The sequence below is a fragment of the Pseudooceanicola batsensis HTCC2597 genome, assembly GCF_000152725.1.
GTDB classification, from domain to species: domain Bacteria; phylum Pseudomonadota; class Alphaproteobacteria; order Rhodobacterales; family Rhodobacteraceae; genus Pseudooceanicola; species Pseudooceanicola batsensis.
On record NZ_CH724131.1, the window covers coordinates 2,969,236 to 2,993,902 of the forward strand.

General features: G+C 68.5%; 25 protein-coding genes. 17 read left to right on the top strand and 8 right to left on the bottom strand.

Translation table 11 applies throughout. The features are described from left to right. From OB2597_RS18190 to OB2597_RS18220, 7 genes are all read left to right on the top strand, one after another. On the top strand, nucleotides 1-1,250 hold a 1,250-nt coding region (locus OB2597_RS18190; protein ID WP_009807083.1), incomplete at its 5' end, for an aldose 1-epimerase family protein. Beyond that, nucleotides 1,247-2,035, top strand: a complete 789-nt coding sequence (locus OB2597_RS18195) for an SDR family NAD(P)-dependent oxidoreductase (RefSeq protein ID WP_009807084.1) — start codon at nucleotides 1,247-1,249, stop codon at nucleotides 2,033-2,035. The genes OB2597_RS18190 and OB2597_RS18195, both read left to right, overlap by 4 nt. Before the next feature lie 24 nt (nucleotides 2,036-2,059). After that, nucleotides 2,060-3,253 (top strand): CaiB/BaiF CoA transferase family protein, encoded by a 1,194-nt coding sequence (locus OB2597_RS18200; protein ID WP_009807085.1) that lies wholly within the window; start codon nucleotides 2,060-2,062, stop codon nucleotides 3,251-3,253. Then, nucleotides 3,250-4,347, top strand: a complete 1,098-nt coding sequence (locus OB2597_RS18205) for a type 2 periplasmic-binding domain-containing protein (protein WP_009807086.1) — start codon at nucleotides 3,250-3,252, stop codon at nucleotides 4,345-4,347. The genes OB2597_RS18200 and OB2597_RS18205 overlap by 4 nt, the downstream gene beginning before the upstream one ends. Continuing rightward, on the top strand, nucleotides 4,344-5,111 hold the full coding sequence (locus OB2597_RS18210) for an enoyl-CoA hydratase/isomerase family protein (protein ID WP_009807087.1): 768 nt from the start codon (nucleotides 4,344-4,346) through the stop codon (nucleotides 5,109-5,111). Before OB2597_RS18205 ends, OB2597_RS18210 begins: the two co-directional genes overlap by 4 nt. A gap of 10 nt (nucleotides 5,112-5,121) precedes the next feature. Then, the gene (locus OB2597_RS18215; RefSeq protein WP_009807088.1) at nucleotides 5,122-6,282 is read left to right on the top strand and encodes a fumarylacetoacetate hydrolase family protein; all 1,161 of its coding nucleotides are present in this window, start codon (nucleotides 5,122-5,124) and stop codon (nucleotides 6,280-6,282) included. A 68-nt stretch (nucleotides 6,283-6,350) separates the two neighbouring features. Continuing rightward, the gene (locus OB2597_RS18220; RefSeq protein WP_009807089.1) at nucleotides 6,351-7,880 is read left to right on the top strand and encodes an aldehyde dehydrogenase (NADP(+)); all 1,530 of its coding nucleotides are present in this window, start codon (nucleotides 6,351-6,353) and stop codon (nucleotides 7,878-7,880) included. 35 nt (nucleotides 7,881-7,915) lie between these two features. Here OB2597_RS18220 and OB2597_RS18225 read toward each other — a convergent pair whose 3' ends face one another. Beyond that, a complete protein-coding gene (locus OB2597_RS18225) occupies nucleotides 7,916-8,629 on the bottom strand; it encodes a winged helix-turn-helix domain-containing protein (protein WP_009807090.1) in 714 nt (237 codons plus the stop codon). A 4-nt stretch (nucleotides 8,630-8,633) separates the two neighbouring features. Continuing rightward, nucleotides 8,634-8,867, bottom strand: coding sequence for a hypothetical protein (locus OB2597_RS18230; protein ID WP_009807091.1), 234 nt, complete (start codon nucleotides 8,865-8,867; stop codon nucleotides 8,634-8,636). 184 nt (nucleotides 8,868-9,051) lie between these two features. Between OB2597_RS18230 and OB2597_RS18235 the strand changes: the two genes are divergently transcribed. From OB2597_RS18235 to OB2597_RS18250, 4 genes are all read left to right on the top strand, one after another. Then, complete coding sequence (locus OB2597_RS18235; protein WP_009807092.1) at nucleotides 9,052-9,531, top strand: hypothetical protein; 480 nt, start codon at nucleotides 9,052-9,054, stop codon at nucleotides 9,529-9,531. Nucleotides 9,532-9,884: 353 nt separating this feature from the next. After that, nucleotides 9,885-10,517, top strand: coding sequence for a ribonuclease HII (locus OB2597_RS18240; protein WP_040609434.1), 633 nt, complete (start codon nucleotides 9,885-9,887; stop codon nucleotides 10,515-10,517). Between the two features lie 95 nt (nucleotides 10,518-10,612). Continuing rightward, entirely contained in the window at nucleotides 10,613-11,704 is a 1,092-nt protein-coding gene (locus OB2597_RS18245) for a site-specific DNA-methyltransferase (RefSeq protein ID WP_009807094.1), read from the top strand. A 163-nt stretch (nucleotides 11,705-11,867) separates the two neighbouring features. Then, on the top strand, nucleotides 11,868-12,326 hold the full coding sequence (locus OB2597_RS18250; RefSeq protein ID WP_009807095.1) for a VOC family protein: 459 nt from the start codon (nucleotides 11,868-11,870) through the stop codon (nucleotides 12,324-12,326). Nucleotides 12,327-12,333: 7 nt separating this feature from the next. Here the strand turns inward: OB2597_RS18250 and OB2597_RS18255 are convergent, their stop codons facing one another. Both OB2597_RS18255 and OB2597_RS18260 read right to left on the bottom strand, forming a co-directional pair. Beyond that, nucleotides 12,334-13,458 (bottom strand): alkane 1-monooxygenase, encoded by a 1,125-nt coding sequence (locus OB2597_RS18255; RefSeq protein WP_009807096.1) that lies wholly within the window; start codon nucleotides 13,456-13,458, stop codon nucleotides 12,334-12,336. A 38-nt stretch (nucleotides 13,459-13,496) separates the two neighbouring features. Further along, nucleotides 13,497-14,570, bottom strand: coding sequence for an A/G-specific adenine glycosylase (locus tag OB2597_RS18260; protein WP_009807097.1), 1,074 nt, complete (start codon nucleotides 14,568-14,570; stop codon nucleotides 13,497-13,499). A gap of 80 nt (nucleotides 14,571-14,650) precedes the next feature. Between OB2597_RS18260 and OB2597_RS18265 the strand changes: the two genes are divergently transcribed. Genes OB2597_RS18265 through OB2597_RS18275 form a run of 3 tightly spaced genes read left to right on the top strand, consistent with a single transcriptional unit; the run spans nucleotide 14,651 to nucleotide 16,947 of the window. Then, a complete protein-coding gene (locus OB2597_RS18265; RefSeq protein ID WP_009807098.1) occupies nucleotides 14,651-15,157 on the top strand; it encodes a DUF721 domain-containing protein in 507 nt (168 codons plus the stop codon). 12 nt (nucleotides 15,158-15,169) lie between these two features. Next, entirely contained in the window at nucleotides 15,170-15,829 is a 660-nt protein-coding gene (locus tag OB2597_RS18270; protein WP_009807099.1) for a DsbA family protein, read from the top strand. Next, nucleotides 15,829-16,947: a CaiB/BaiF CoA transferase family protein gene (locus tag OB2597_RS18275; RefSeq protein WP_009807100.1), complete on the top strand. Its 1,119-nt coding sequence runs from the start codon at nucleotides 15,829-15,831 to the stop codon at nucleotides 16,945-16,947. Before OB2597_RS18270 ends, OB2597_RS18275 begins: the two co-directional genes overlap by 1 nt. 136 nt (nucleotides 16,948-17,083) lie before the next feature. Here the strand turns inward: OB2597_RS18275 and OB2597_RS18280 are convergent, their stop codons facing one another. Beyond that, the gene (locus OB2597_RS18280) at nucleotides 17,084-17,902 is read right to left on the bottom strand and encodes a sulfotransferase family protein (RefSeq protein WP_009807101.1); all 819 of its coding nucleotides are present in this window, start codon (nucleotides 17,900-17,902) and stop codon (nucleotides 17,084-17,086) included. A 145-nt stretch (nucleotides 17,903-18,047) separates the two neighbouring features. On the opposite strand from OB2597_RS18280, the gene OB2597_RS18285 reads away from it, so the two are divergent. Then, nucleotides 18,048-19,625: a DUF5928 domain-containing protein gene (locus tag OB2597_RS18285; RefSeq protein ID WP_009807102.1), complete on the top strand. Its 1,578-nt coding sequence runs from the start codon at nucleotides 18,048-18,050 to the stop codon at nucleotides 19,623-19,625. 8 nt (nucleotides 19,626-19,633) lie between these two features. Then, a complete protein-coding gene (locus OB2597_RS18290; RefSeq protein WP_009807103.1) occupies nucleotides 19,634-20,014 on the top strand; it encodes an HIT domain-containing protein in 381 nt (126 codons plus the stop codon). A gap of 147 nt (nucleotides 20,015-20,161) precedes the next feature. Here OB2597_RS18290 and OB2597_RS18295 read toward each other — a convergent pair whose 3' ends face one another. Then, nucleotides 20,162-20,569, bottom strand: a complete 408-nt coding sequence (locus OB2597_RS18295) for a GFA family protein (RefSeq protein ID WP_040609436.1) — start codon at nucleotides 20,567-20,569, stop codon at nucleotides 20,162-20,164. Continuing rightward, entirely contained in the window at nucleotides 20,566-21,954 is a 1,389-nt protein-coding gene (locus tag OB2597_RS18300; protein ID WP_009807105.1) for an aminotransferase family protein, read from the bottom strand. Before OB2597_RS18300 ends, OB2597_RS18295 begins: the two co-directional genes overlap by 4 nt. Nucleotides 21,955-22,153: 199 nt before the next feature. Here OB2597_RS18300 and OB2597_RS18305 point away from each other — a divergent pair, with 199 nt between their 5' ends. After that, complete coding sequence (locus OB2597_RS18305; protein ID WP_009807106.1) at nucleotides 22,154-23,416, top strand: glycerate kinase type-2 family protein; 1,263 nt, start codon at nucleotides 22,154-22,156, stop codon at nucleotides 23,414-23,416. Between the two features lie 142 nt (nucleotides 23,417-23,558). Here the strand turns inward: OB2597_RS18305 and OB2597_RS18310 are convergent, their stop codons facing one another. After that, nucleotides 23,559-24,641, bottom strand: coding sequence for a zinc ABC transporter substrate-binding protein (locus OB2597_RS18310; RefSeq protein ID WP_009807107.1), 1,083 nt, complete (start codon nucleotides 24,639-24,641; stop codon nucleotides 23,559-23,561). Nucleotides 24,642-24,667: the final 26 nt, after the last annotated feature.

A 24,667-nucleotide genomic window follows, 5' to 3' on the forward strand; every position in this document is an offset into this window, starting at 1 on the left:
GACCGGCCCGCCCCTTCGGACACGAACTCAAGCAAAAGCGCCCCGGAGCAACGGCGGCGGACGGAGAAGTCATGGTCAAGCTCTACGGCAAGAACCTGAGCAGGGCGGAAAGCGAGGCGCTCAGCGGATCGCTCGGTCACGCGGCGGGCGTGCGGCTGATGACGCTGGGCGACGGGCTGGAACGCGGCATCCGGATGCTGGAATTCCGCACCGGCTCGGGCCTGCGCTTCACCGTACTGGTGGACCGCGCGATGGACATCGCGGATTGCGAACACAACGGGCGCGCCATCGGCTGGCATTCGCCCGCCGGTTTCCGCCATCCCGGCCTGCACGATTATGAAGGCGAGGGGGGGCTGGGCTGGATGCGCAGCTTTTCGGGCCTGATGATCACCTGCGGACTGGACCACATCCTCTTCATGCACGAGGCCGAGACGCCGGAATACGTCTACGGGCCCCGCCGGACGGCGAAACATTCCCTTCACGGGCGCGCCGGCACGATCCCCGCCCGGCTCACCGGATACGGCGAGGCCTGGGACGGCGACCGCTGCACTCTCTGGGCCGAGGGTATCGTCACCCAGGGCACGGTCTTCGGCGAACATCTCGAATTGCACCGCCGGATCGAGGTCGAGGTGGGCTCGGACGAGATCCGGCTGACCGACCGCGTGGTGAACCGCGGTTTCTACGAGACGCCGCACATGCTCTGCTATCACGTCAACGTCGGCCACCCGGTGCTCGAAGAGGGCGCGCGATACCTCGCTCCGATCCGCGACGTGGTCTGGGCCGCGCACGAGGAAAGCTATGACAGGCAGGGTGTCGGATACCGCACGCTGCCCGCGCCGCAGCACGGCTTCCATGAACAGGTCTGGCAGCACGAGATGGGCGCCGACACCGAAGGCCGCGTGCCTGTGGCGTTGGTGAACGACCGCCTGGGCCTGGGCTTCATGGTCACGACCCGCAAGGACCAGTTCCCCTGCATGTACGAATGGCAGAACCTCCAGGCGGGGCAATACGCGCTGGGGATCGAACCCTCGACCAACCACGTGACGGGCAACGGCGGCGCCCGCGATCGCGGAGAACTGATCCGGCTCGGCCATGGCGAGGACCGCCGCTACGACACCACCTTCACCATCCTGCCCGATGCCGGGGCCATCGCGGCGGCCGAAGAGGCGATCGCCGCCATCGCCGTCCAGCCGGACGAGGACTATCCCGGCCCCTCGGGCAACTTCATGCCGATCGGAGGCCGCTCATGAACCGCGAAACACCGATGCGGGCGAAGGTGGGGCAGGGGGCCCTGACCGGGCGCCGGGTGCTCTATACCGGAGCCTCGGGGGGCTTGGGACACCAGACCACGCTCGACATGCTGGCCGAGGGGGCCGAGATCTTCGCCATCGACCGCGATCATTCCAAGAACGAAAGCCTGCTGGCCGACACGCCCGCCGAGGCCGCCGCGCGTCTGCATCTTCTCGAGATGGACCTGACCGATCAGCCCGCGCTGACCGAGAGGCTTGCCGAGATCACGGCCGAGAAACCGCTCGACGTGGTCATCAACAATGCCGCCATCTACCCGTCGAAACCCTTCGAGGATTTCACGATGGAGGAACTGCGCCAGGTCCATGCGGTCAACGTGGAATCCGCGCTGATCTGCACCCGTGCCGCGCTGCCGGGGATGCGCGACCAGGCCTGGGGGCGGATCATCAACGTGACCTCGATCACCCTGACCGGAGGGTGGGAGAACCTCGCCCCCTACATCCAGTCCAAGGGCTCGCTGCTGGGGCTGACCCGCGCCTGGGCCCGCGAATTCGGCAAATGGGGGATCACCTGCAATGCCATCGCGCCCGGGGCCTTTCCCACGGATGCCGAGAAGATCCACCCCGACCCCGAGGGCTACCGGCAGTTCGTCCTCGATCACCAGGCGGTCAAACGGCGGGGCACGCCGCACGACATCGCCGCCGCCATCCTCTTCCTCGCCTCCGAGGGCGCGGGCTTCATCACCGGTCAGAACCTCGCCGTCGACGGCGGCTGGAACATGACCTGACACCTCTAGACCTGGAACGTACAAATGGGAATTCTCGACGGCTACACCGTTCTCGACTGTTCGATCGCCATGGCCGGACCCTTCGCGGCTCAGCGCCTGGGCGACCTCGGCGCGGACGTCATAAAGGTCGAACCGATCACCGGCGAATGGCAGCGCCACGCGCCCGCCGGCGGCATCACCGGCAACAGGATCAACGTCTCCTTCCTTTCGCTCAACCGGAACAAGAGGTCCCTCGCCGTCGATCTGAAAAGCGAGGCGGGGCAGGCGGTCATCCGCAAGCTGGTGGAAAAGGCCGATGTCTTCATCCAGAACTACCGCGCCGGGGTCGCCGGCCGGCTCGGCGTCGATTACGACACGCTCTCGGCGATCAATCCCGGCCTCGTCTACGTCTCGATGACCGGATACGGCGAGGACGGTCCCCATGCGCAGCGCCCCGGTCAGGACCTGCTGTTGCAGGCCATGTCGGGTGCCATGATGTCCACCGGCCGCCAGGACGAGCCGCCGCAGGCCGCCGGGCAGTACCTCGTCGATGCGGTCACGGCCTACACCGCCTTCGAGGGCGCGCTCGCCGCGCTGCTGCATCGCGAGCGCACCGGCGAGGGGCAGAAGGTCGAGGTCAACATGCTGGACGCGATCACCACGCTCCAGATGCAGGAGCTGTCGGTCTTCACCGTGGGGGGCAAGCCGCAGGAGCGGTCGGCCGAGCCGCACGCCCATGTCTACATCCGCGCGCCCTACGGCACCTTCGCCACCACGGACGGCTATATCGCGCTGGCCATGCCGAATTTTCCCGGCCTGGCCCGGGCGCTCGACGCCCCCGCGCTGGCGGACCTGGATGAGACACGGGGCGGCTGGGACGACCGCGACGCCACCTTTGCCGCCGTCCGCGAGGCCATCGCGCGGTTCTCGACCCGGGACTGCCTCGCCCGGCTCGAGGCCGAGGGCATCTGGGCGGGGCCGGTCTACGGCTACGCCGATCTCGTCGCCGACCCGCAGATCGCCCACAACGGTACCTTCATCGAGTACGACCACCCGACCGAGGGCCGCGTGAAGACCCCCGGTTTTCCCATCCGCTTCTCCCGCAGCCCCGCAGAGCTGCGCCGGGGGGCGCCGCTGACCGGCGAACATACCGACGAAGTGTTGCGCGCCGCCGGGTTCTCCGACGCGGACATCGCCGAGATGGAAAGCGCCGGCGCCATCGCGCGGGGGCCGGCATGAGCTGGCGCGGCCTGACCTGGGATCATCCGCGCGGCTACAATGCGCTGGCGGCGGCGGACGGCCCCGTGCACTGGGAGGTCCAGCCGCTGGAAGGGTTCGAGTCGGCACCCATCGCAGAGCTCTGTGCCGAGTACGACCTCGTCGTGCTGGACCACCCGCACCTGGGCGAGGCGCTGGCCCGTGACTGCCTCGCGCCGCTCGATGAGGTCTTTGCCGCAGCCGACCTCGACCGCATCGCCCGCGCCGCCATCGGCCCCGCCTATGCCAGCTACGCGATGGCGGGCCGCCAATGGGCCCTGCCGCTCGACGCCGCGACCCAGGTCATGGCCCTGCGCCCTGACCTCGCCGGGCCACCCCCCGCCACCTGGGAGGACGTGGACCGCCTCTCGCAGCGGGGCGGCGTCGCCCTGTCGCTGGCCGGGCCCCACGCCGCGCTGTCGTTCCTGTCGGTCTGTGCCGCGCTCGACCCCGCTCTCGATCTGCGCGACGGCGGCTGGCCTGAGGACGATACCGCCCGCCGCGCCTACGAGATCCTCGCCCCCCTCGCGGCGCGCACCCCGGCTTCGACGAAGACGCTCAATCCCATCGGCCTGCTCGACCTCATGGGCCGGACGGACGAGCTCTGCCTGATCCCGCTGGTCTACGGCTATGTGAATTACACCCGGGCCCCGCGCCCCGTCGCCTTCCACGACGCGCCCCGCGCGGGCGGGCGGCCCGGCTCGATCCTCGGCGGGACGGGCATCTGCATCTCGCGCCGGGCAAGGGTGGACGACGCCCTCCGCGCCCACCTTATGTGGCTCATGGCCGACGAGACGCAGCGCGGCTTCATCCCCGATCACGACGGCCAGCCGGGCCTGCGGTCGGCCTGGGCCGACCCGGCCGTCAACGCGGCCTGGGGCAATTTCTACGCCGACACGGCCGCCACGCTCGAGGCCGCCGCGATCCGACCCCGGCACGACGGCTACATCGCCTTCCAGACCCGCGCCTCGGCCTACCTGCGCGAGGCTTTCGAGGCCCGGACCCCGGCCCCTGACGCCATCCGCGGCCTCCGCGCGATGTTCGAGGCCAGCCAACCCGAAAGGACCACCGCATGAGCGCCCCGCTCACCCTGGAGATCGAGAACCGGATCGCCACGATCACCTTCGCCCGGCCGGACAAGCTGAATGCCATGACGCCGGAGATGGCCGGTCTCATGTGGGACGCCGTCCGGCAGATCAACGCCGAGGACGAGGCCCGCGCCGTGATCCTGACCGGCACCGGCAAGGCATTCTGCGCCGGCTCCGACATATCGGACCTCGACCGCTACGCCACGCCGTGGGATTTCCGCAACCGTCCGGAATACTGCGACGCGCTGCGGGCCCTGCAAAAGCCCTCCATCGCGGCGATCAACGGCTACGCCATGGGCGGCGGGCTGGAGATGGCGCTCTCCTGCGACATCCGCATCGCCGCCGATACCGCGAAGCTCGCCGCGCCCGAGATCAAGCTGGGCTGGATCGGCGGCGGCGGGATGACCGCGCTGCTGGCCCATTCGATCGGCCCCTCGAACGCCGCGATGATGGTGATGACCGGCGATCCCGTCCCGGCCGAGAGGGCGCTGCACTGGGGGCTGGTCTCCGAGATCACCGCCCCCGAGGCCCTCATGTCCCGCGCGACCGAGATCGCCGCGACCATTGCCGGCCGCGCGCCGATCGCCGCGGAAACCGCCCGCCTGAACCTGCAGGCCGCGTACAACATGCCGCTGGAACAGGCGGTCGCCTACGAGCGCGATCTGCAGGCGATCTGTTTTGCGACCGCGGACGCCGCCGAGGGCCGGGCCGCCTTCGCCGAAAAGCGCGCCCCCGATTTCAAACGCCGCTGAGGAACCGAAAATGACCATCATCGACGCCCCCGACGGCCTCTGGCTCGGCCGCTGCTGGCGCCCGGACGTGCAGGGCCCCGCTGTGGTGACCCTGCGCGACGGGCAGCTCATCGACATCTCCGCGCCCCGGGCACCGACGGTCAGCCACGTGCTCGACCTGGACGATCCGGCCGCACATGTCCGCACCGCGCCCGGCACGGCGCTCGGCCCGCTCGACGAGATCGCGGCGGTCGCGCCCGCCGCCGACCGCCTGCACCTTCTGGCGCCCTGCGACCTGCAGGCGGTGAAGGCCTGCGGCGTCACCTTCGCCCGCTCCATGGTCGAGCGGGTGATCGAGGAGAAGGCCGCCGGCGACCCCGCCCGGGCCGAGGCCATCCGCGCCCGCGTCGGGCAGGCCATCGGCGACAGCCTGCGCAACCTTCGCGCCGGTTCGCCCGAGGCGGCCGAGGTCAAGCGCGCGCTCCAGGCCGAGGGGCTCTGGTCGCAGTATCTCGAGGTGGGGATCGGCCCCGATGCGGAGGTCTTCACCAAATGCCCGCCGATGGCCTCGGTCGGGCCCGGCGCCGAGGTCGGCCTCCACCCCGTCTCGCGCTGGAACAACCCCGAACCCGAGATCGTGCTGGCCGTCTCCTCCTCGGGGCGCATCCTCGGCGCCACGCTCGGCAACGACGTGAACCTGCGCGACGTCGAGGGGCGGTCCGCCCTTCTGCTCGGCAAGGCCAAGGACAACAACGCCTCCTGCGCCATCGGGCCGATGATCAGGCTTTTCGACGGGGGCTGGACGCTGGACGATCTGCGCCGCGCCGAGCTGACCCTGACAGTCGAGGGCGCGGACGGCTATGGCCTCACCGGTCATTCCACCATGTCCGAGATCTCGCGCGATCCCGAGGATCTCGTGGCCCAGACCATCGGGCGGCATCACCAGTACCCGGACGGGATCGTGCTGTTCCTGGGCACGCTCTTCGCCCCGACCGAGGACCGCGACGTGCCCGGAGAAGGGTTCACGCACAAGACCGGCGACGTCGTGACCATCGCGGCGCCTGGTCTAGGGCGCCTGACGAACACCGTGCGACTGTCGACCGAAGCGCCGGAATGGACCTTCGGCACCCGCGCGCTGATGGAGAACCTGGCCCGGCGCGGGTTGTGTCCCGGCGCCGCCCGCAGCGCCTGACGATTTCTATCCCACCCCTGAACCGGCACCTTCCGTGCCGGCCCGACCTACATGAAAGGATCAGACAGATGGACGGCACTTCCGCCGATTTCGCCCCCCATGGCAAGCACCTGATCGCCGGTGACTGGATCGGCGGAGAAAGGACCTTCACCTCCGATCCCGCTCATGGTCAGGCGCATGCCTACGCCGTCGGAACCCCGGACCTCGTGGATCGCGCCTGCCGGTCCGCCGAAGAGGCCTTTGCGACCTACGGCTGGACCGGCCGCGAGGCGCGGGCCGTCTTCCTCGAGACGATCGCCGACGAGATCGAGGCGCGCGGGCCGCAGATCACGGCCATCGGAACCTCGGAGACCGGCCTGCCGGAGGCCCGGCTGGAGGGAGAACGGGGACGCACGACCGGCCAGCTCCGGCTATTTGCAGAGCACATCCGCCAGGGCGATTATCTCGACCGCCGGCACGATGCGGCGCTGCCCGACCGTCAGCCGTTGCCGCGGCCGGAACTGCGGATGATGCAGCGGCCCATCGGCCCGGTGGCGGTCTTCGGCGCCTCGAACTTCCCGCTGGCCTTTTCCACCGCCGGAGGCGACACCGCCGCGGCGCTCGCGGCGGGCTGCCCCGTCGTGGTCAAGGGGCACTCTGCCCATCCCGGCACCGGCGAGATCGTGGCCGAGGCGATCCATGCCGCGATCGGCAAATGCAAAATGCCCGCCGGTGTCTTTTCGCTGATCCAGGGCGGAAAACGCGATGTGGGTCAGGCACTTGTCCAGCATCCGCTGATCCGCGCCGTCGGCTTCACCGGCTCGCTCGGCGGGGGGCGCGCGCTGTTCGACCTCTGCGCGCAACGCCCCGAACCGATCCCCTTCTTCGGAGAGCTCGGGTCCGTCAACCCGATGTTCATCCTTCCCGGGGCATGTTCGGCGCGCGGGGCCGAGATCGGCACCGGCTGGGCCGCGTCGCTCACAATGGGCGCGGGCCAGTTCTGCACCAATCCGGGGATCGCCGTGGTCGGAAAGGGGGCTGACGGCGATGCCTTTGTCGAGGCTGCCTCGGCGGCGCTGCGGGAGACGGCGCCCCAGACCATGCTGACCGATGGCATCGCGACAGCCTATCGCGACGGCAAGTCCCGGTTCGAGGGGCGGAACGCGGTCGAACCCGTGCTGACCACCGATCAGGAGGGGCGAAGCGCCGCGCCGAACCTCTTCCAGACCGATGCGGAAACCTACCTGCAGGATCACGCCCTGGGCGAAGAGGTCTTCGGCCCCCTCGGCCTCGTGGTCCGGGTCTCGGGGGAGGAAGAGATGGCCAGCCTCGCCCGCGGATTCGAGGGGCAGCTGACCGCGACCCTGCACATGGACGAGGGCGACACGAAGCTTGCCCGCGCCCTTCTGCCGATCCTCGAGCGCAAGGCGGGCCGGCTTCTGGTCAACGGCTTTCCCACCGGGGTCGAAGTTGCGGACAGCATGGTTCACGGCGGGCCCTATCCCGCCTCGACCAACTTCGGCGCCACCTCGGTCGGCACGCTGTCGATCCGCCGTTTCCTGCGCCCGGTCTGCTATCAGGACGTGCCTGCAACCATCCTTCCCGAGGATCTCGTCTGAGCGCGCGCCGGCCCCGGGCCGGCGCTGACAACAGATCAGACGACGCGGATCACGTCCTTGCCGACCGAAAGCATGTATCCGCGTCGCGCGATGTTCCGCACCAGCAGCTCGCTGACCAGCTGGTTGCCCAGCGTATCGCGCAGCCGCTTGATCCGGGTCGCCCCCGCGGCCTCGTCGCAATCCTCGGCCCGGCGGCCCGATATCATCGCCTCGATCTGCGCGCCGGTCAGCATCTCGTCGTCCAGCCGCGCCTCGGCCAGGATCGACAGCGTCTCCATCGCCGCGTCGGTCAGCTTGAAGCCGTGGTTGTTCAGATAGACCGTCTTTTCCTCGCGGCTGATGAGGAGCGAGTTCACCTCGATCCCCGCGCGCTCGATCTCGGCCATGCGGCGGTTGAGCGTCACCAGAATCACCAGGAACACCAGCGCCGCGATCAGCAGCGCCGTGGCGAAGACCAGCAGGACGAAGATCACGATCCGGTAGCCGGCCAGCGTCTCGGCGAAGGCGGTGCCGGACTGCGCGAGGATCTCGAGCAGCCTGATCTCGGCATCGCCGGTCAGCGTGTCGTTCTCGACGAAGATGCGCTCGACCCGGTCGTTGAAGACGCCCGCATCGGGCAGGGTCAGGAACAGCACCAGCCCGCCGATCACCAGCGCGGCCACGATGGCGGCCACGCCGATCACGACGACCCGCGTCCCGACGCGCCGGGCGTCGGCGGCGAAGCCGGTGGACTCGGTCACGGGCGTCACGGCCTCATCCCGTCACCGACAGGACCTTGAGCAGGGTCCAGCCGCGCTGCGCGAGCACCGCGCGCGCCTCGGCCTCGGCCGCCGCGCGGTCGCAGGACGCAACTTCGAGCGTGCCGACCGTCAGGCGCAGGGGATCGTCCTGCTTGGCCTTGTATTCCACCGTGCAGGCCGCCCCGGCCAGCCCCGGCAGAGCGATGAGCGCGAGGGCCGCGCAGAGAATGAGCGTGTTCCGTGTCATGCCGGCGACTTTGCCCCCGGGGCCGGTGTCATTCAATAACCAAAGGGGTTTCGCACACATGATATCCGATAACCGCGGCCCGTTATTGCCCGATTCCGCCGCCCCGCCCCAGCCTGATCCCACCTCGTCGCGGTCCCTGCCGGATCGCGTTCAACCCGGGACCAGCCCAAGGAAGGAGCCCCCCATGACACGCAGGATCATCGCCACGGTACTGGCCGCGGCACTGGCCGTCAGCTCGATCAATGTCGGCACCGCCCAGGCGGGCGACCGCGATGCCGTCCGGTTCATCGTCGGCGCCACCGCGCTCGCCATCATCGGCAGCGCCCTCGCCGCCGAACAGCGCCGCAAGCAGACAACGACGCACAGCTACCAGGGGCCGCGCCATCAGCCGCAGCACGACCGGCCACACTATCGCAAACACCGCGACGACCGGTTCGACCGGCACGGCCGGCACCAGGGCAAGCGCCACCGCGTCTCGATCCCCCGCGCCTGCCTGCGGAATGTCCGTGCCCGGAACGGCTGGACCCAGGGCTATGCGGTGCGCTGCACGCAGAACAACACCCGCGCCCGCCTGCCCAGCGACTGTGTCCGCCGCAACTATGCGCAGGGGCCGCGGCTCTTCTACGCGCCGCGCTGCCTGCGTCACAAGGGCTTCGACGCCTGACCTGGGCGCGGTCCGCCGGTGCCCCGCATCCGGCGGACCAGGGCGGGGGACCGCGCGGCAGTCCTTCGCCAACGCCCCGCGCTGATGCGGCATGGCCTCCGACCGCACCGTCATCCTCGGGCCCGACCCGAGGATCCCGTGTCGCCGGCGCGCGCTGCGCCAGGCCCGGCGAACCGTCTGCCCCGCACCGCCAGGCCGCGCCGACCCGCCCCTCCACCTCGGCGTTCTCGCACCCCTCCCGGGCCGGACGCCGCCCCCGGCGCGAGGGACCGACGGGGAAAAGCCGCCAACGGGCCGGCCCTCCCCCGTTTTTGCGTCTTTTCATGCGACGGAGCCTTGGGTAGATCGGGGGCATGACCGGGCCGGACTACACCCTCGAACAATCCATAGTTGACAGCTGTCAACTTTTGGTTGCAGGCGTGGACGAAGTCGGCCGGGGACCGCTCGCCGGGCCGGTGACGGCCGCCGCCGTGATCCTCGATGCGACCTGCATCCCGGTCGGCCTGAACGATTCCAAGAAATTGACCGAACCCCGGCGCCTCGCCCTGCTCGAGGAGCTGCGCACCTGCGCGATGATCTCGGTGGCCCATGCCTCGGTCGAGGAGATCGACGATCTCAACATCCTCCGCGCCAGCCATCTCGCCATGGAGCGCGCGGTCGCCGGATTGCCCGTGCGGCCCGCGCATCTGCTGATCGACGGCAACATGATCCCGCGCGGCCTCGACATTCCCGCTACAGCGGTCATCGGCGGCGACGCCCGCTGCCTGTCCATCGCCGCCGCCTCGATCGCGGCGAAAATCGCGCGCGACACCATCATGCGGGATTTGGCGCAACAGTTCGCGGGCTACGGGTGGGATACGAACGTCGGGTATCCCTCAAAAAGCCATATTTCAGCGCTTCAAAGTATCGGTGTGACCCCACACCATAGGAAATCCTTCAAGCCGGTCCACAATATATTGTGTAAAGCTGGAAATCTAACCCCTTGAATCAAAAAAGAAATTGACCGCGAATCGCCTTTGAATCATCTTTTGTCCATCCACAGAGCCCGGACAAACGGGCCGGGACAGAGGCAAAGAAAAAGATGAAACGAACCACGACAACGGCCGCCCTGCCGCTCAACACCATCCTTGCCGGTGACTGCATCGAGCAGATGAATGCCCTTCCCGAGGCATCCGTCGACCTGATCTTCGCCGACCCCCCCTACAACCTGCAGCTCAAGGGTCAGCTTCACCGCCCCGACAATTCCGAGGTGGATGCGGTCGACGACCACTGGGACCAGTTCGACAGCTTTGCCGCCTACGACCGGTTCACCCGCGACTGGCTGGCTGCCGCCCGCCGCCTGCTCAAGCCGGACGGGGCGATCTGGGTGATCGGCTCATACCACAACATCTTTCGTGTCGGCGCCGCGCTCCAGGATGCGGGCTACTGGATCCTGAACGATGTCGTGTGGCGCAAGTCGAACCCGATGCCCAATTTCCGCGGCAAGCGGTTCACCAATGCGCATGAGACGATGATCTGGGCCTCGAAGTCCGAGGGCGCGAAATACACCTTCAACTACGAGGCGCTGAAGTCCCTGAACGAGGGTATCCAGATGCGGTCGGACTGGGTGCTGCCGATCTGCAACGGCGGCGAGCGGCTCAAGGATGCCAAGGGCGACAAGGCCCACCCGACCCAGAAGCCCGAGGCGCTGCTGCACCGCGTGCTGGTCGGCTCGACCAATCCCGGCGACGTGGTGCTCGACCCGTTCTTCGGGACCGGCACCACCGGAGCGGTCGCCAAGATGCTGGGGCGGGAATACATCGGGATCGAGCGGGAAGAGGCCTATCGCAAGGTGGCCGAAGCGCGCATCTCGAAGGTCCGCAAGTTCGACCGCGACGCATTGATCGTCTCGACCTCGAAGCGCGCCGAGCCGCGCGTGCCCTTCGGCCAGCTGGTCGAACGCGGCATGCTGCGCCCCGGCGAGACGCTGGTCAACACGCGCGGCCAGGCGGCCCGCGTCCGCGCCGACGGCACGCTGGCCACCGACGGGTTCAACGGCTCGATCCACCAGGTCGGCGCCCATATCGAGGGCGCGCCCTCGTGCAACGGCTGGACCTACTGGCACTTCCTCAAGGACGGCAAGACCATCCCGATCGACCTCATGCGCCAGCAGATCCGCGCCGAGATGAACTGAACATCCACAAGAATTGCCGGTTTCGCCGATCCGCCGTCAGGCGAAGCCCACCTGTGCCCTGCCGCTTGCGGCGGGGCATTCTTTTGCGCGGACCGGGGGAGATGGACATCCCGCGCGGCGGACCCAGATTCAGCCCGTGACACAGCGGACAAGGGGGCGCGCCATGCCGGATCGGAAACCGAAGCTCGTGGGGGTCAACCACATCGCCCTCGAGGTCGGCGACGTCGCCGAGGCGCTGGAGTTCTACGGCCGCATCTTCGACTTCGACCTGCGCGGGAAGAACGAGGATGACGCCGGCCGGATCACCATGGCCTTCATCGACATGGGCGATCAGTTCATCGCGCTCGGCCAGGGGCGCGAGCAGGGGCCGGACGCGCACCGGCATTTCGGGCTGGTGGTCGATGACCGGTCGACCGTCGCCGACCTGGCCCGCGCAGCCGGGGCCGACATGGTCGAGGGGCCCTTCCTCGACTTCCGCGACCCCTGGGGCAACCGGATCGAGGTGGTGGACTACCGCGACATCCAGTTCACCAAGGCCGATGGCGTCATGGCGAAACTGGGCGTGGCACCGGACAAGTCCGACGAGGCCCGCCAGCAGATCCGCGACAAGGGGCTGGGCTGACGCCGCCTCAGCCCGGGTGAGTCCCGCGCTTGTAGGGCTCCCAGTCGGTGATCTCGGGATAGTACATCCCCCGCCACTTGCGCACGCGCGGGTTCATCATGCGGCGCCAGACCGGGGGGATCATCGCGAAGAAGGTCATCAGCGGATAGCTGTAGGGCAGTTGCGGTGCCTCGTCCTCGCCGTAGGACTGCAGCAGGGGAAAGCGCCGGTCGGGCTTGTAGTGGTGGTCGGAGTGGCGCTGGAGATTGATCAGGAACCAGTTCGAGACCCTGTGCGCCGCGTTCCACGAATGCTGCGGCTTGACGTGTTCGAACTTGCCCGAGCCGAGGTGTTTCCGCGTCAGGCCGTAGTGTTCGACGTAGTTTGTCAGCTCCAGCAGCCAGACCGCGAAGAAGGCCTGCACGAGGAACAGGGCCAGCCCGTACCAGCCCCCCACGACGAGCGCGACGGCGATCATGAACAACTGGAGGCCCAGGTAGCGCCAGAACGGGTTGCGCCGGTCCAGCGGCCCGGCTCCGCGCCGCGCGAGCATCGCAATCTCGGCCTTCCAGGCCGAACGCGGGCACTCCCGGAGCACGCGGACGAAGAAGCGGTAGAAGCTTTCGTTGTAGCGCGCCGTCACCGCGTCCTTCGGCGTCGCGACATGGTGGTGATGGACCAGCAGATGTTCCGACCGGAAATGCGAATAGAGCACCATCGAAAGCAGGATGTCGCCCAGCCACCGCTCGAACCGGTTGCGCTGGTGCATGAGCTCGTGGGCATAGACGATGCCCGCCGCCCCGGTCATCAGCCCGACGCCGTAGAGCAGCACGAAGAGTTCCAGCAGGGTCAGGTGCCGGTTGGCCGAGACGTGGCCGATGATCCAGAAGAGCAGGACGAACTGTACGGGCACCCAGATCAAAGTGATGGCGCGATGCCAGAAGAGACGGGCCTCATCCGTGTCGGGATCGGCATTCTCCTGGTCCAGTCCGACGATCCGGTCGAGCAGGCTGACCATCACCAGCACGTAGCCCGGCAGGAGCAGCAGCCAGAGCCCGCCCCAGAGCGTTCCCGCGACGGCGAGGGGCACGTTGGTCAGCGTCACCCAGAAGGGCAGGGCGCTGCGCAGGTCGGTCAGGTGGTCGGCGTTCATCTCTCGCTCCGTCCGGGTCCGGGTCCGGGCCGGATCTGTCAGGGACTTTCCATCGCGCCATGGGCGAGGTCAAACGCCTTTCGCATGACCGTCGGCAGATCCGAGGGGCGGAAGCGGTGTTTCGGCACCAGCAGCAGCGGCCCGTCCGCCGGGACCTGCGCCGGGTCGATCACCGCCACCCGCAGCGCGAGGCGCAGGTGGAAATGGGTGAACGTGTGCCGCGCCTCGGCCCCGACGTCGCACCAACGGGCCGCGACCGGCGGGGTCTCCGCCGGCGTCGTCTCGGCCCAGGGCGAGCCGGGCCAGCCGAGCATCCCGCCCAGCAACCCGCTGTCGGGCCGCCGCTCGAGCAGCCAGTCGCCCCCGGGTGTGCGCCCGACGTAGGCGATGCCGAGGCGGACGGGCTTGGCCTTCTTCGGCGCCTTGCGCGGCAGGACCGCCGCCGTGCCCCGGGCGCGGGCGAGGCAGGGCGCGCGCCAGGGGCAGATCCCGCAGGCGGGCGAGCGGGGCGTGCAGATCGTCGCGCCGAGGTCCATCACCGCCTGGGCATAGTCGCCCGGCCGCGCCGCCGGGGTCAACGCCGCCGCCTCGGCCTTCAGCTCGGGCTTGGCCGCGGGCAGGGGCGTGTGGATGTCGTGCAGCCGTGCCATCACCCGCTCGACATTGCCGTCCATGACCACGGCGGGACGGTCGAAGGCGATGGCGGCGATGGCGGCGGCGGTGTAGGGGCCGATCCCCGGCAGCTTCAGCAAGTCCTCCTGCCTGTCGGGGAAACGCCCCTGGTGCTCCGCGGCAACGACGCGCGCGCATTTCAGCAGGTTGCGGGCGCGGGCGTAATAGCCCAGGCCCGCCCACTCCGCCATCACCCGCCCGTCATCGGCCTGCGCCAGGTCCGCGACCGTGGGCCAGAGCTGCGTGAAGCGTTCGAAATAGGCGCGCACGGCGGCGACGGTGGTCTGCTGGAGCATGACCTCGGACAGCCAGATGCGATAGGGGTCGGGGGATCGGGCGGCGCCGGGGGGCACCCGCCACGGCAGGTCCCGCGCGTGGCGGTCGTACCACTCCAGCAGGGTGTCTGAACGGGCCTGCCCGGCCGCATCGTCGTCACGCATTGTTTATGTCGGGCGAGATCCCGCCTCTGGTTCCCGTCGAATATCCGACTAGGATAGGGCGCAAGCGCGAAAGGCGAAAGATGAACCGACGCAACACATCGACCTACGGGTTTTCCCGCGCCTCGAAGCTGCTCGAGGATCGCATCCGCCGGGCCGGGGAAAGCCGCGGCTTCGCGGTGACGCGTCTTCTGACCCATTGGGAAGAGATCGCCGGCGACCTCGCCACCATGGCGCGGCCGGTCGATGTCAGGTTCGGACGGCAGGGCTTCGGCGCCACGCTGACGCTGCTGACCACGGGGCCGATGGCGCCGATGGTCGAGATGCAGAAGGAAACGCTGCGCGAGAAGGTCAACGCCGTCTACGGCTACAACGCCATCAGCCGCATCCGCGTGACCCAGACCGCCGCCACGGGTTTTGCCGAGGGGCAGGTCGCCTTTTCCACGCGCGGCACCGGGCCCGAGCCGCCCCGGCCGAGCCCGGAGGTCACCGCCCGGGCCCGCGACGTCGCCGGCGCCGTGGGTGACGACGGGCTGCGATCGGCGCTTGAGGCGCTGGCGCGGAATGTTCTAAGCAAGCACGGCAAATAGGAAGGACCATTCATGGACCGCAGAGCTTTCATGTTGGGCGGCGCCGCCGTCGCCATCGCCGCCGCGGGCGGCCTCTGGTACGCCTCGCGGCCGGGGACGACATCGATCTCGACCGTGACGCCGGTGAGCGCCGAGGGCGTGGACACCTCGGGCGTCACCGAGATGACCCTGGGCAGCGACGACGCCGGCGTGACACTGACGGAATACGCCTCGTTCACCTGCCCGCATTGCGCGAATTTCCATCAGGCGGTCTTCAAGGACCTCAAGCGGGACTACATCGACACCGGCAAGGTGAAGTTCGTCTACCGCGATGTCTATTTCGACCAGTTCGGGCTCTGGGCCGCGATGATCGCCCGGTGCGAGCCGACGCGCTTCTTCGGCATCGCCGACATGCTCTATGCCCAGCAGAAGGACTGGATCGGCAACGGCGACCCGGCGGGCATCGCCGACCGTCTGCGCAAGATCGGTCTCGTCGCGGGTCTCGAGGCCGAGGCGATCGACGCCTGCCTCGCCGACGAGGACAAGGCGCGCAGCCTCGTCGCCTGGTACCAGCAGAATGCCGAGGCCGACGAGATCACCGGCACGCCGACCCTGCTCATCGACGGCGAAAAACACTCGAACATGAGCTATCCGGATCTCCGCGAGATCCTGGACGCCAGGCTCGAGGGCTGATGGCGGCGCCGCTGGACGGGTTGCGGGTCGTCGAACTCGCCCGGATCCTGGCCGGCCCCTGGGCCGGTCAGACCCTGTCGGACCTCGGTGCCGAGGTGATCAAGGTCGAAAGCCCCGAGGGCGACGACACGCGCCGCTGGGGTCCGCCCTTCATCGACCGCGATGAGGACCATACCGCCGCCTATTTCCATTCCTGCAACCGCGGCAAGACCTCGGTGGCGGCCGATTTCCGCACCCCGGAGGGGCAGGAGACGGTGCGCGACCTGGTCCGCGACGCCGATATCCTGATCGAGAACTTCAAGGTCGGGGGCCTGAAGAAATACGGGCTCGACTATGACAGCCTGTCGGAGCTGAACCCGCGGCTGATCTACTGCTCGATCACCGGTTTCGGGCAGGACGGCCCCTATGCGCACCGGGCGGGATACGACTATATCATCCAGGGCATGTCGGGGCTGATGTCGCTGACCGGAGAGCCCGACGGCCAGCCGCTGCGGGCCGGGGTGGCGGTGACCGACCTCTTCACCGGGGTCTATTCCGCGACCGCGATCCTGGCGGCCCTGCACCAGCGCGCCGCGACCGGGCGCGGCCAGCACATCGACATGTCCCTGCTGGATTGCGCCGTCTCGGTCACGGCGAACCAGGCGATGAACTATCTTTCGACCGGAACGCCGCCGGCGCGGACGGGGAATTATCATCCCAACCTCACCCCCTACCAGGTCTTCGAGGTCTCGGACGGGTTCATCATCATCGCCACGGGCAACGATGCCCAGTACGGACGGTTGTGCGACGTGCTGGGCCTGCCCGGGATGAAGGACGACCCGGATTACCTCCACAACCCGCAGCGGGTGGCCAACCGCCCCCGGATGATCCGCCGCCTGCAGGAGGCCTGCCTGCGCTTCACCAAGGCCGAGCTTCTGGCGCAATGCGAGGCCAAGGGGATCCCCGCCGGGCCGATCAACGACATGGCCGAGGTCTTCGAGGATCCGCAGGTGATCGCGCGCGGCATGCGGATCGATCCCGAGGGCGTGCCGGGCGTGCGCGGCCCCTTCCGTTTCTCGGAGGCCGAGCTGAAACTGGAGCGCGCCAGCCCGAAACTGGGGACGCGCGGCGAGTCCTGATCCGGTTGCGCGGCCTGCCGGCCGCACGCGATCTACTCGGTCCCCGTCCCCGCGGGGCGCGGGGCCGGGCCCTCGGGTTGCCTCCGGCGGGGATATTTCTGCCAAGAAGAAGACGGGGGGTGGCGCTGCCGGCGGATCAGTCGCCCAGCTTGGCATGGACCTCGTCGAGGTCGATCTCGGCCAGGGGCATCTTGTTCGACGGATCCGCCACATCGTATCTGAAGAGCTCGAAGTCGCGCTTGTAGATCTCATAGACGAGATGCATCGACAGGTCGTCGAAATAGGCCTCGACCGGGTGGGCGCGCTTCGGGCCGTGCCCCTCGCTTTCGTTGAAGCGCGGGATCGAGGCCAGGTCGACCGGGTGCGGCGTCTCGATATGGTCGAGCACATCCTGCATCCCCTCGTCGAAGCGCTCGGTCCAGAAGATCCGGTCGTAGCGCCCGCCGTTGACGATGAAGGTCGAGATGTGCCCCGACATGGCCGACCAGTGGATGTCGGGCTCCATCGGGCGGCGCCAGCGGATCGTGTCGCGGGCGAAGAGCAGGAAGCGGCGGAAGCTGCGGATCTGGTCGAACTCTTCCGTGCCGTCGTCGCCGCCGACCTCGATCCCGTACTTCTGCACCAGCAGGGGAACGAGATTGCCGCGATACCGGTTGCCGTTGCGCTGGATGCCGCAGATCTTGTCGAAGAAGGAACTGAGGATCCGGGCGTAGGGATTGCGCACGCAGGTGAAGGCGAAGCTTTCGTGCGCCCGGACATTCGCCTCGATCGGGCCCTGGCTGTGGTCCTGGGCCCATTTGTGCAGGCCCTGGTCTGCGTCGTGGATGTCGCCCTCGAAGAACCGGCCGTGATCCGAATAGTACATGATCTGCCCGATGGTCGAGCAGGCGCATTTCGGCACCACGCGATAGACCACGCTTTCGCTTTCCGTCATCCAGACGCCGGGGAATCCCATCTGCTCCGCCTCCGATTGCGGGGCCGTCGGGGCCCGGCGCGGTCTCGTTGCGGCGCAAGTAAGCAAACATTTTCTGGTTTATCAATCGGTCTTCCTGTCTAACGGTGTCGACAGAAGGCACTAAGGTCTGGTTATTGTTTCGGAAATGGCGACGATCGCATATATACTTCTGTGCCACAGGGATCCGGAGGCGATCGTCGCGCAGGCCGAGCGGCTGACCGCCGCGGGGGATTGCGTTTCCATCCATTTCGACGCCCGGGCCGGTGCCGGCGATTTCCGCATGATCCGCGAAAGCCTTGCCGGCAACGACCGGGTCACCTTTGCCCGGCGGCGCATCCGCTGCGGCTGGGGGGAATGGTCGCTGGTCGCCGCGACGATGCAGGCGGTCGAGGCCGCGCTGGAGGATTTCCCCCGCGCCACGCATTTCTACATGCTCTCGGGCGACTGCGTGCCGATCAAGACCGCCGAATTCGCGCACGAGTTCCTCGACCGGAACGAGGCGGACTATATCGAGAGCTTCGATTTCTTCCGCAGCGACTGGATCCGGACCGGCATCAAGGAAGAGCGGCTGATCTACCGGCATTACCTGAACGAGAGGCAGCATCACTGGCTGTTCTACCAGAGCATCGCGATGCAGCGGCGCCTCGGGCTGCGGCGGCGCATTCCGGCGGACCTGCAGGTGCAGATCGGCAGCCAGTGGTGGTGTCTGCGGCGCCGGACGATCGAGGCGGTGATGGCCTTCGCGCGGCGGCGGCGCGACGTGGTGCGGTTCTTCTCGACCACCTGGATCCCCGACGAGACGTTTTTCCAGACCCTGGTGCGCCACCTCGTGCCGGGGACCGAGATCCGGTCGCGCACGCTGACCTTCCTGATGTTCACCGACTACGGGATGCCGGTGACCTTCCACAACGATCACTACGACCTGCTGCTCGGCCAGGATTTCCTCTTCGCGCGCAAGGTCAGCCCCGAGGCGCAGGAGCTCAAGGCCCGGCTGGGCCGGCTCTACAGTGCTACGGGCGTGGATTTCGCGATCTCGAACGAGGGGCGGTCGCTCTTCGAGTTCCTGACGGGGCGCGGACGGATCGGGCACCGTTTCGCGCCGCGCTTCTGGGAGAACGAGGCAAGCCTGGGCCGCGACCGCGAGCTGCTGATCGTGATCTGCAAGAAATGGCACGTGGGCAAGCGGCTGGTCGCGCGCATCCGCGACCTGACCGGGATACCGGCGGTGGACTACCTTTTCCACGAAGAGCGCACGGCGCTGCCCGACCTCGGGGGGATCCAGTCCTCGCTGTCCAAGAGGACGCGGCACCGGCGGTCCCTCTTGCGGATGCTGTTCGAGTATTTCCGCACCAGCCGCATGGTGATCTGCCTCGATCCGGCCAGTCTGGACCTGCTGCAGGATTTCTGTTCCGACCGCGCCGTGACCACGCTTCTCGAGGTCGACTGCGATTATGACGACGCCTATCTCGCCGGTCATGCGCGGCGGACGGGGCTGGCCTCGGACCGGACGCCGCCCGAGGCGCTGGAGCGGCTCTTTCCGACGGTCCGCAACGCCATCGCGATGGAGGCGGACCGGATCCGCGACGCGGGCTTTGCCAATCATCACCGCATCCGGCAGTCCGCCACGGCCGCGCGGAACGCAGGCGAACTCTCGCGGTTTCTTGCGGTTTCTCCCGATGTGGCGCAAGACTTGGCCGAGACACCGAACCTTTTCGACGACTGAGGATTCCGATGGCCTACGCCTATGACGACCAGAACATCTTTGCCAAGATCCTGCGCGGGGAGATCCCCAACAAGACGGTGGCCGAGACCGACCACACCCTGGCCTTCGAGGACATCCGCCCGCAGGCGCCCGTCCATGTGCTGGTGATACCCAAGGGGCCCTATGTCACCTACGACCACTTTGCCGGAGAGGCCTCGGAGGCGGAGATCGTCGATTTCCATCGCGTCGTCGCGCAGGTCTGCCGCGAGATGGAGGTGACGGCGGACGGCGGTCCGGGGTGCCGGTTCATCTCGAACGCCGGCGACTACGGCGTGCAGGAAGTGCCGCATTTCCACCTGCATGTTCTGGGTGGCCGCCGCCTGGGCCGGATGCTGCAGTCGGAGGAGTGACCGGTGCCGCGGGCGGTGCGGGCGGGCGCGCCGCCGCGCCGCCGCGGATCGCCGGAGGGGGCGTGCTCGCACGCAGCGTCGAGTGCCCGCCCCGCAACGCCCGTAGGGTGCGGGTCCACACGCACCGCTGGCCGGGAGATATTCCCCTCAGGCCTTCGGCGCCAGCCTGTCGTGTTGCGTCACGCCCTCTGCCAGCACGTGGAAGGGCTGGGTGTCGCACATGTAGATCGCGGTCTCGGGGCCGGGGTAGTTGGACATGTCGTCCAGCGTGCCGACCTTGATCACCATGAGGCCGGGGCGGGGCTTGGTGTTCAGGTGCGTGCCGCAGGTCGGGCAGAAATGACGGGTCACCGCCCGGTCGAGATCCGGTCGGGTGAAGGCCCGGGGCGCGCCGCGCGTGATCCGATAGTCCTCTGCCTTGCACATCATGAAGAAGTTCGGACCGCCGCCCGAGATGTACTGGCACTCGCGGCAATGGCACTGGGCGTTGTAGAAGGTCTTGCCGGTCACCTCGTAGGCGCATTCGCCGCAATAGCATCGTCCTGTAACGCTCATCCGAAGACCGCCGTCAGGCTTTCGTCCACCGCGTTCGAGATCTCGTCGATCTGCTCGGGCGTCGCGATCAGCGCGGGGCTGAAGGTCAGCGTGTTGTTGTAGCCGGGGACCGAGCGGTTGGTGACGCCGATGATCACCTGCCGTTTCGCGCATTCGGCAACGACCTGCGCACAGAGCTTTTCGGCCGCCGGTTCGCGGGTGTCGCGGTCGGCGACCAGTTCGATCCCGGCGAAGAGCCCCTTGCCGCGGACCTGTCCCACCACCTTGTGCTTCTCCGACAGCGCCTCGAAGTTCGCCGTCAGCCGCTCGCCCATGGCGACCGTGTTCTCCAGCAGGTTCTCGTCCTCGATGATGCGCATGTTCTCGATCGCCGCCGCCGGTCCGGCGGTGCAGCCGCCGAAGGTCGAGATGTCGCGGAAATAGTTCAGCGGATCCTCTGCATCGTCCTTGAACATCTCGAACACCCGTTCCGAGGTGACGCAGCAGGCGATGGCGGCATAGCCCGAGGCCACGCCCTTGGCCATGGTCACGAAATCGGGCTCGATCCCGTAATGCTGGTAGCCGAACCAGGTGCCGGTCCGGCCCACGCCGCAGACGACCTCGTCGATATGCAGCAGGATGTCGTACTTGCGGCAGATCTCCTGCACGCGGGGCCAGTAGCCCTCGGGGGGCACGATCACGCCACCGCCCGCCGTGATCGGTTCGAGGCAGAGCGCGCCGACCGTCTCGGGCCCCTCGGCCAGGATAACCTCTTCGATCTGGTCGGCGGCCCATTCGCCGTAATTCTCGACCGGCGCGCCCTGATCGCCCGCGCGGTATTCCAGGCAATGCGGCACCCGCACGAAATCGGGCGCGAAGGGGCCGTATTGCGCGTTGCGCTGGTCCTGTCCGCCCGCCGACAGCGTGCCGATGGTGGTGCCGTGATAGTCGCGGTCGCGGTAGAGGATTTTGGTCTTCCGCCCGCCATACCGCTTGTGCGCGATCTGGCGGACCATCTTGAAGGCCTTCTCGTTCGCCTCCGACCCCGAGTTGCAATAATAGACGCGGGTCAGCCCCGGCATCTTCTCGATCAGCCGCTCGGCAAAGATCGCGCCGGGGATCGTCCCCGCCGCCCCCGCGAAATAGTTCAGCTTGATCAGCTGGTCGCGCACCGCATTGGCGATGCTCTCGCGGCCGTAGCCCACGTTTACCGTCCAGACCCCGCCCGACACGGCGTCGAGGTGTTTCACCCCGCGCTGGTCCCAGACATGGATGCCCTTGCCTTCGGTGATGATGCGCGGCTCGCCGGTCTCGAAGGGTTTGTGCTGGATCAGGTGATGCCAGACATGCGCCTTGTCGGCCTCGACGATCTTGGAAATGTCGTTGTCGCGGAATTCGCCGTCCATGGGAGCCTCCTGTGCCGGGTCGAGCGGAAGCCTACGCCCGCGCCGGGGGCTTGGCAATCATCAGCGGGGGTCCGGCGCAACGGACGGCCCGGCAGGGATTTGTTCATCATTCTTGCCGAAACCTTGCGTCTTGCCGGGCAAAGGCCCGACCGAACGCAACGGGCCTTGCGGCCCCCCGCGCAGAGGATAGGCTTTCTTCATGAGACAAGATGACAAGACCCTCCTGACCCAACTGTTCCAAGCCGCCGTCGCCGCGGCCGATCCGGCAGAGGCCCTGAGGGGTCACTTGCCCGCCAGGCCAAAGGGTCGGACGGTGGTGATCGGTGCGGGGAAGGGCGCCGCGCAACTGGCGCAGGCCTTCGAAGAGGCCTGGGACGGGCCGCTGACCGGCGTGGTCGTCACGCGCTACGGCTATGCCGTGCCCTGCCGCCAGCTGAAGGTGATCGAGGCCGCGCATCCCGTGCCCGATGCGGCGGGCGAGGCGGCGACGCGCGAGGTGCTGACGGCGCTGGAGGGCCTGACCGAGGACGATCTCGTCGTGGCCCTGATCACCGGCGGCGGCTCGGCCCTGCTGGCCGCCCCGCCCGAGGAGCTGACTCTGCAGGACGAACAGGCGCTGAACGAGGCGCTGCTGTCCTCGGGCGCGCCCATCGGCGCGATGAACGCCATCCGCAAGCAGGTGAGCCGCGTGAAGGGCGGGCGCCTCGCCGCGGCGGCCGCGCCGGCCCGCGTCGTGTCGCTAATCGTGTCGGACGTGCCGGGCGACGACCCGGCCGAGGTCGCCTCGGGGCCGACGGTCCCGGGCCCGGCGAGGCGGGCCGACGCCATGAGGGCGATCCGCGCCTGGAACATCGACCCGCCCGAACGGATCATGCGGTTCCTCGAGACACGGCCCGAGGACGCCCCGCCGCCTGACGATCCGGCCTTCGCGCGCAACGAGGTCCGGGTGATCGCCTCGGCCAGCCGGTCGCTCGAAGCCGCCGCCGCCCTGGCCGGGGAATACGGGATCGCAGCGCATATCCTGTCGGACGCCATGGAGGGCGAGGCGCGCGACGTCGCCCGCGCCCATGCCGCCATCGCCCGCGAGGTCCGGCGCAGGAACCGGCCCTTCGCCCGTCCATGCCTGCTGCTGTCGGGGGGCGAGACCACAGTCACGCTGCGCGGCCGGGGCAAGGGCGGCCGCAACACCGAGTTCCTGCTCGCCTTCGCCCTGGCCGTCGAGGGCTGCGACGGCATCCTCGCGCTGGCCGCCGATACCGACGGGATCGACGGCAGCGAGGACAATGCCGGCGCCTTCGCCGACGCAGGCACCTGCGCCGCGATGCGCGCCGCCGGATGCGACCCGGCGGATGCGCTGGCCGGGAACGACGCCTGGACCGCCTTCGACGCCTGCGGCCACCTGTTCGCGCCCGGTCCCACGGGCACGAATGTCAACGACTTCCGCGCCGTCCTGATCCGCTGACGGCCGTTATTCCCATGTCGATTGCGACGATCGAGTGGCCGATCAGGGCGCGCGTGGACGGGTCGCGTCGATCCGGTCGGGCCCTCCGCTCTCGATGCCGGAGGCGGCCCTTCCTGCGTGGCGGATCATCCCTCCGGATCGGTCACTCGGCAAGGCACTCCGCGATGCTGCCGGCCATCGCGCGGAGCATCTCGCCATAGAGCGCCGGGCCCGGGTCGAAGGTGGACCCGACCGGGTCGAGGACCCCGACCGTCACGTCCAGCTCTTCGGCCAGCCTCTGCGCGATGCGGCCGTCGAACTGCGGTTCGGTGAAGAGGCACCGGATGTCCTCCTCTTCGGCCTCGCGCCGCAGGTCGGCGATGCGCCGGGCACCGGGCGCGGTCGCTTCGCTGTCCGAGACGGCGCCGGCAGGGGGCAGACCGAACCGGTCCGAGAAATAGCCATAGGCGTCGTGAAAGACGATGTACCCGCCGTCGAGCGGCTCCAGCCGGGCCTCGATCTCGGCGCTCAAATCGGCGAGGTCCTGCATCGCGCGTTCGGCATTGACCCGGTAGGCATCGGCATTCGCGGGATCGGCCTCGGCAAGGCGGTGCGCGATCTCGGGCAGCCAGATCCGCGCGTTCCGGGGGTCGAGCCAGGCGTGGGGATCGACACCCGTGTGGTCGTGGCCGTCCCCGGTGTGGTGTCCGCCGGTCCCGTGCCCGTCATGTGCATCGTCATGGTCGTGCCCGTCTTCATGGTCGTGCCCGTCGTCGGGCCCGTGCCCATGTTCGTGATCCTCCTCGTGGCCGTCTTCGTGGTCGTGGTCGCCCTCATCCTCGTGCGCGTCCGCATGACCTTCATGGTCGTGCGTATCATGGTCGTGGTGATCATGCTCGTCGGTCTCTCCGATCACCCGCAGATGCGTGCCCTCGACGGCGATCAGCGGCACCGAGGTGACCCCTCGCGCCAGACTGTCGGCGGCCTCCTCCAGCCAGGGCGACAGCTCGGGCCCGATCCAGAACAGGAGCTCCGCCCCGGACAGGGCCGCCGCTTCGGACGGGCGCATCTGGTGGCCATGCGTGGACCCGCCGGGCGGCAGCAGAAGCTCGGGCGTGCCGAGTTCCCCCATGACCGTGGCCACGAGGGAATGCACCGGCGGGATGTCGGTGACGACCCGGGGCGGGTCGGCCCGGACAGCGGTGGCGGCAAGCGCGAGGGCGGCGAGAGAGAGGATCGGGCGCATGGGCAAATTCCTGTTATAAGATAACA

Excerpts from the sequence above, each read along its gene's own strand:
- OB2597_RS18260 (WP_009807097.1), bottom strand. The coding sequence starts at position 14,570 with ATGCGTGACGACGATGCGGCCGGGCAGGCCCGTTCAGACACCCTGCTG.
- OB2597_RS18305 (WP_009807106.1), top strand. The coding sequence starts at position 22,154 with ATGAGACAAGATGACAAGACCCTCCTGACCCAACTGTTCCAAGCCGCC.
- OB2597_RS18215 (WP_009807088.1), top strand. The coding sequence starts at position 5,122 with ATGACCATCATCGACGCCCCCGACGGCCTCTGGCTCGGCCGCTGCTGG.
- OB2597_RS18220 (WP_009807089.1), top strand. The coding sequence starts at position 6,351 with ATGGACGGCACTTCCGCCGATTTCGCCCCCCATGGCAAGCACCTGATC.
- OB2597_RS18275 (WP_009807100.1), top strand. The coding sequence starts at position 15,829 with ATGGCGGCGCCGCTGGACGGGTTGCGGGTCGTCGAACTCGCCCGGATC.
- OB2597_RS18295 (WP_040609436.1), bottom strand. The coding sequence starts at position 20,569 with ATGAGCGTTACAGGACGATGCTATTGCGGCGAATGCGCCTACGAGGTG.
- OB2597_RS18245 (WP_009807094.1), top strand. The coding sequence starts at position 10,613 with ATGAAACGAACCACGACAACGGCCGCCCTGCCGCTCAACACCATCCTT.
- OB2597_RS18265 (WP_009807098.1), top strand. The coding sequence starts at position 14,651 with ATGAACCGACGCAACACATCGACCTACGGGTTTTCCCGCGCCTCGAAG.
- OB2597_RS18300 (WP_009807105.1), bottom strand. The coding sequence starts at position 21,954 with ATGGACGGCGAATTCCGCGACAACGACATTTCCAAGATCGTCGAGGCC.
- OB2597_RS18270 (WP_009807099.1), top strand. The coding sequence starts at position 15,170 with ATGGACCGCAGAGCTTTCATGTTGGGCGGCGCCGCCGTCGCCATCGCC.
- OB2597_RS18195 (WP_009807084.1), top strand. The coding sequence starts at position 1,247 with ATGAACCGCGAAACACCGATGCGGGCGAAGGTGGGGCAGGGGGCCCTG.
- OB2597_RS18255 (WP_009807096.1), bottom strand. The coding sequence starts at position 13,458 with ATGAACGCCGACCACCTGACCGACCTGCGCAGCGCCCTGCCCTTCTGG.
- OB2597_RS18310 (WP_009807107.1), bottom strand. The coding sequence starts at position 24,641 with ATGCGCCCGATCCTCTCTCTCGCCGCCCTCGCGCTTGCCGCCACCGCT.
- OB2597_RS18285 (WP_009807102.1), top strand. The coding sequence starts at position 18,048 with ATGGCGACGATCGCATATATACTTCTGTGCCACAGGGATCCGGAGGCG.
- OB2597_RS18230 (WP_009807091.1), bottom strand. The coding sequence starts at position 8,867 with ATGACACGGAACACGCTCATTCTCTGCGCGGCCCTCGCGCTCATCGCT.
- OB2597_RS18280 (WP_009807101.1), bottom strand. The coding sequence starts at position 17,902 with ATGGGATTCCCCGGCGTCTGGATGACGGAAAGCGAAAGCGTGGTCTAT.
- OB2597_RS18200 (WP_009807085.1), top strand. The coding sequence starts at position 2,060 with ATGGGAATTCTCGACGGCTACACCGTTCTCGACTGTTCGATCGCCATG.
- OB2597_RS18205 (WP_009807086.1), top strand. The coding sequence starts at position 3,250 with ATGAGCTGGCGCGGCCTGACCTGGGATCATCCGCGCGGCTACAATGCG.
- OB2597_RS18250 (WP_009807095.1), top strand. The coding sequence starts at position 11,868 with ATGCCGGATCGGAAACCGAAGCTCGTGGGGGTCAACCACATCGCCCTC.
- OB2597_RS18235 (WP_009807092.1), top strand. The coding sequence starts at position 9,052 with ATGACACGCAGGATCATCGCCACGGTACTGGCCGCGGCACTGGCCGTC.
- OB2597_RS18210 (WP_009807087.1), top strand. The coding sequence starts at position 4,344 with ATGAGCGCCCCGCTCACCCTGGAGATCGAGAACCGGATCGCCACGATC.
- OB2597_RS18290 (WP_009807103.1), top strand. The coding sequence starts at position 19,634 with ATGGCCTACGCCTATGACGACCAGAACATCTTTGCCAAGATCCTGCGC.
- OB2597_RS18240 (WP_040609434.1), top strand. The coding sequence starts at position 9,885 with ATGACCGGGCCGGACTACACCCTCGAACAATCCATAGTTGACAGCTGT.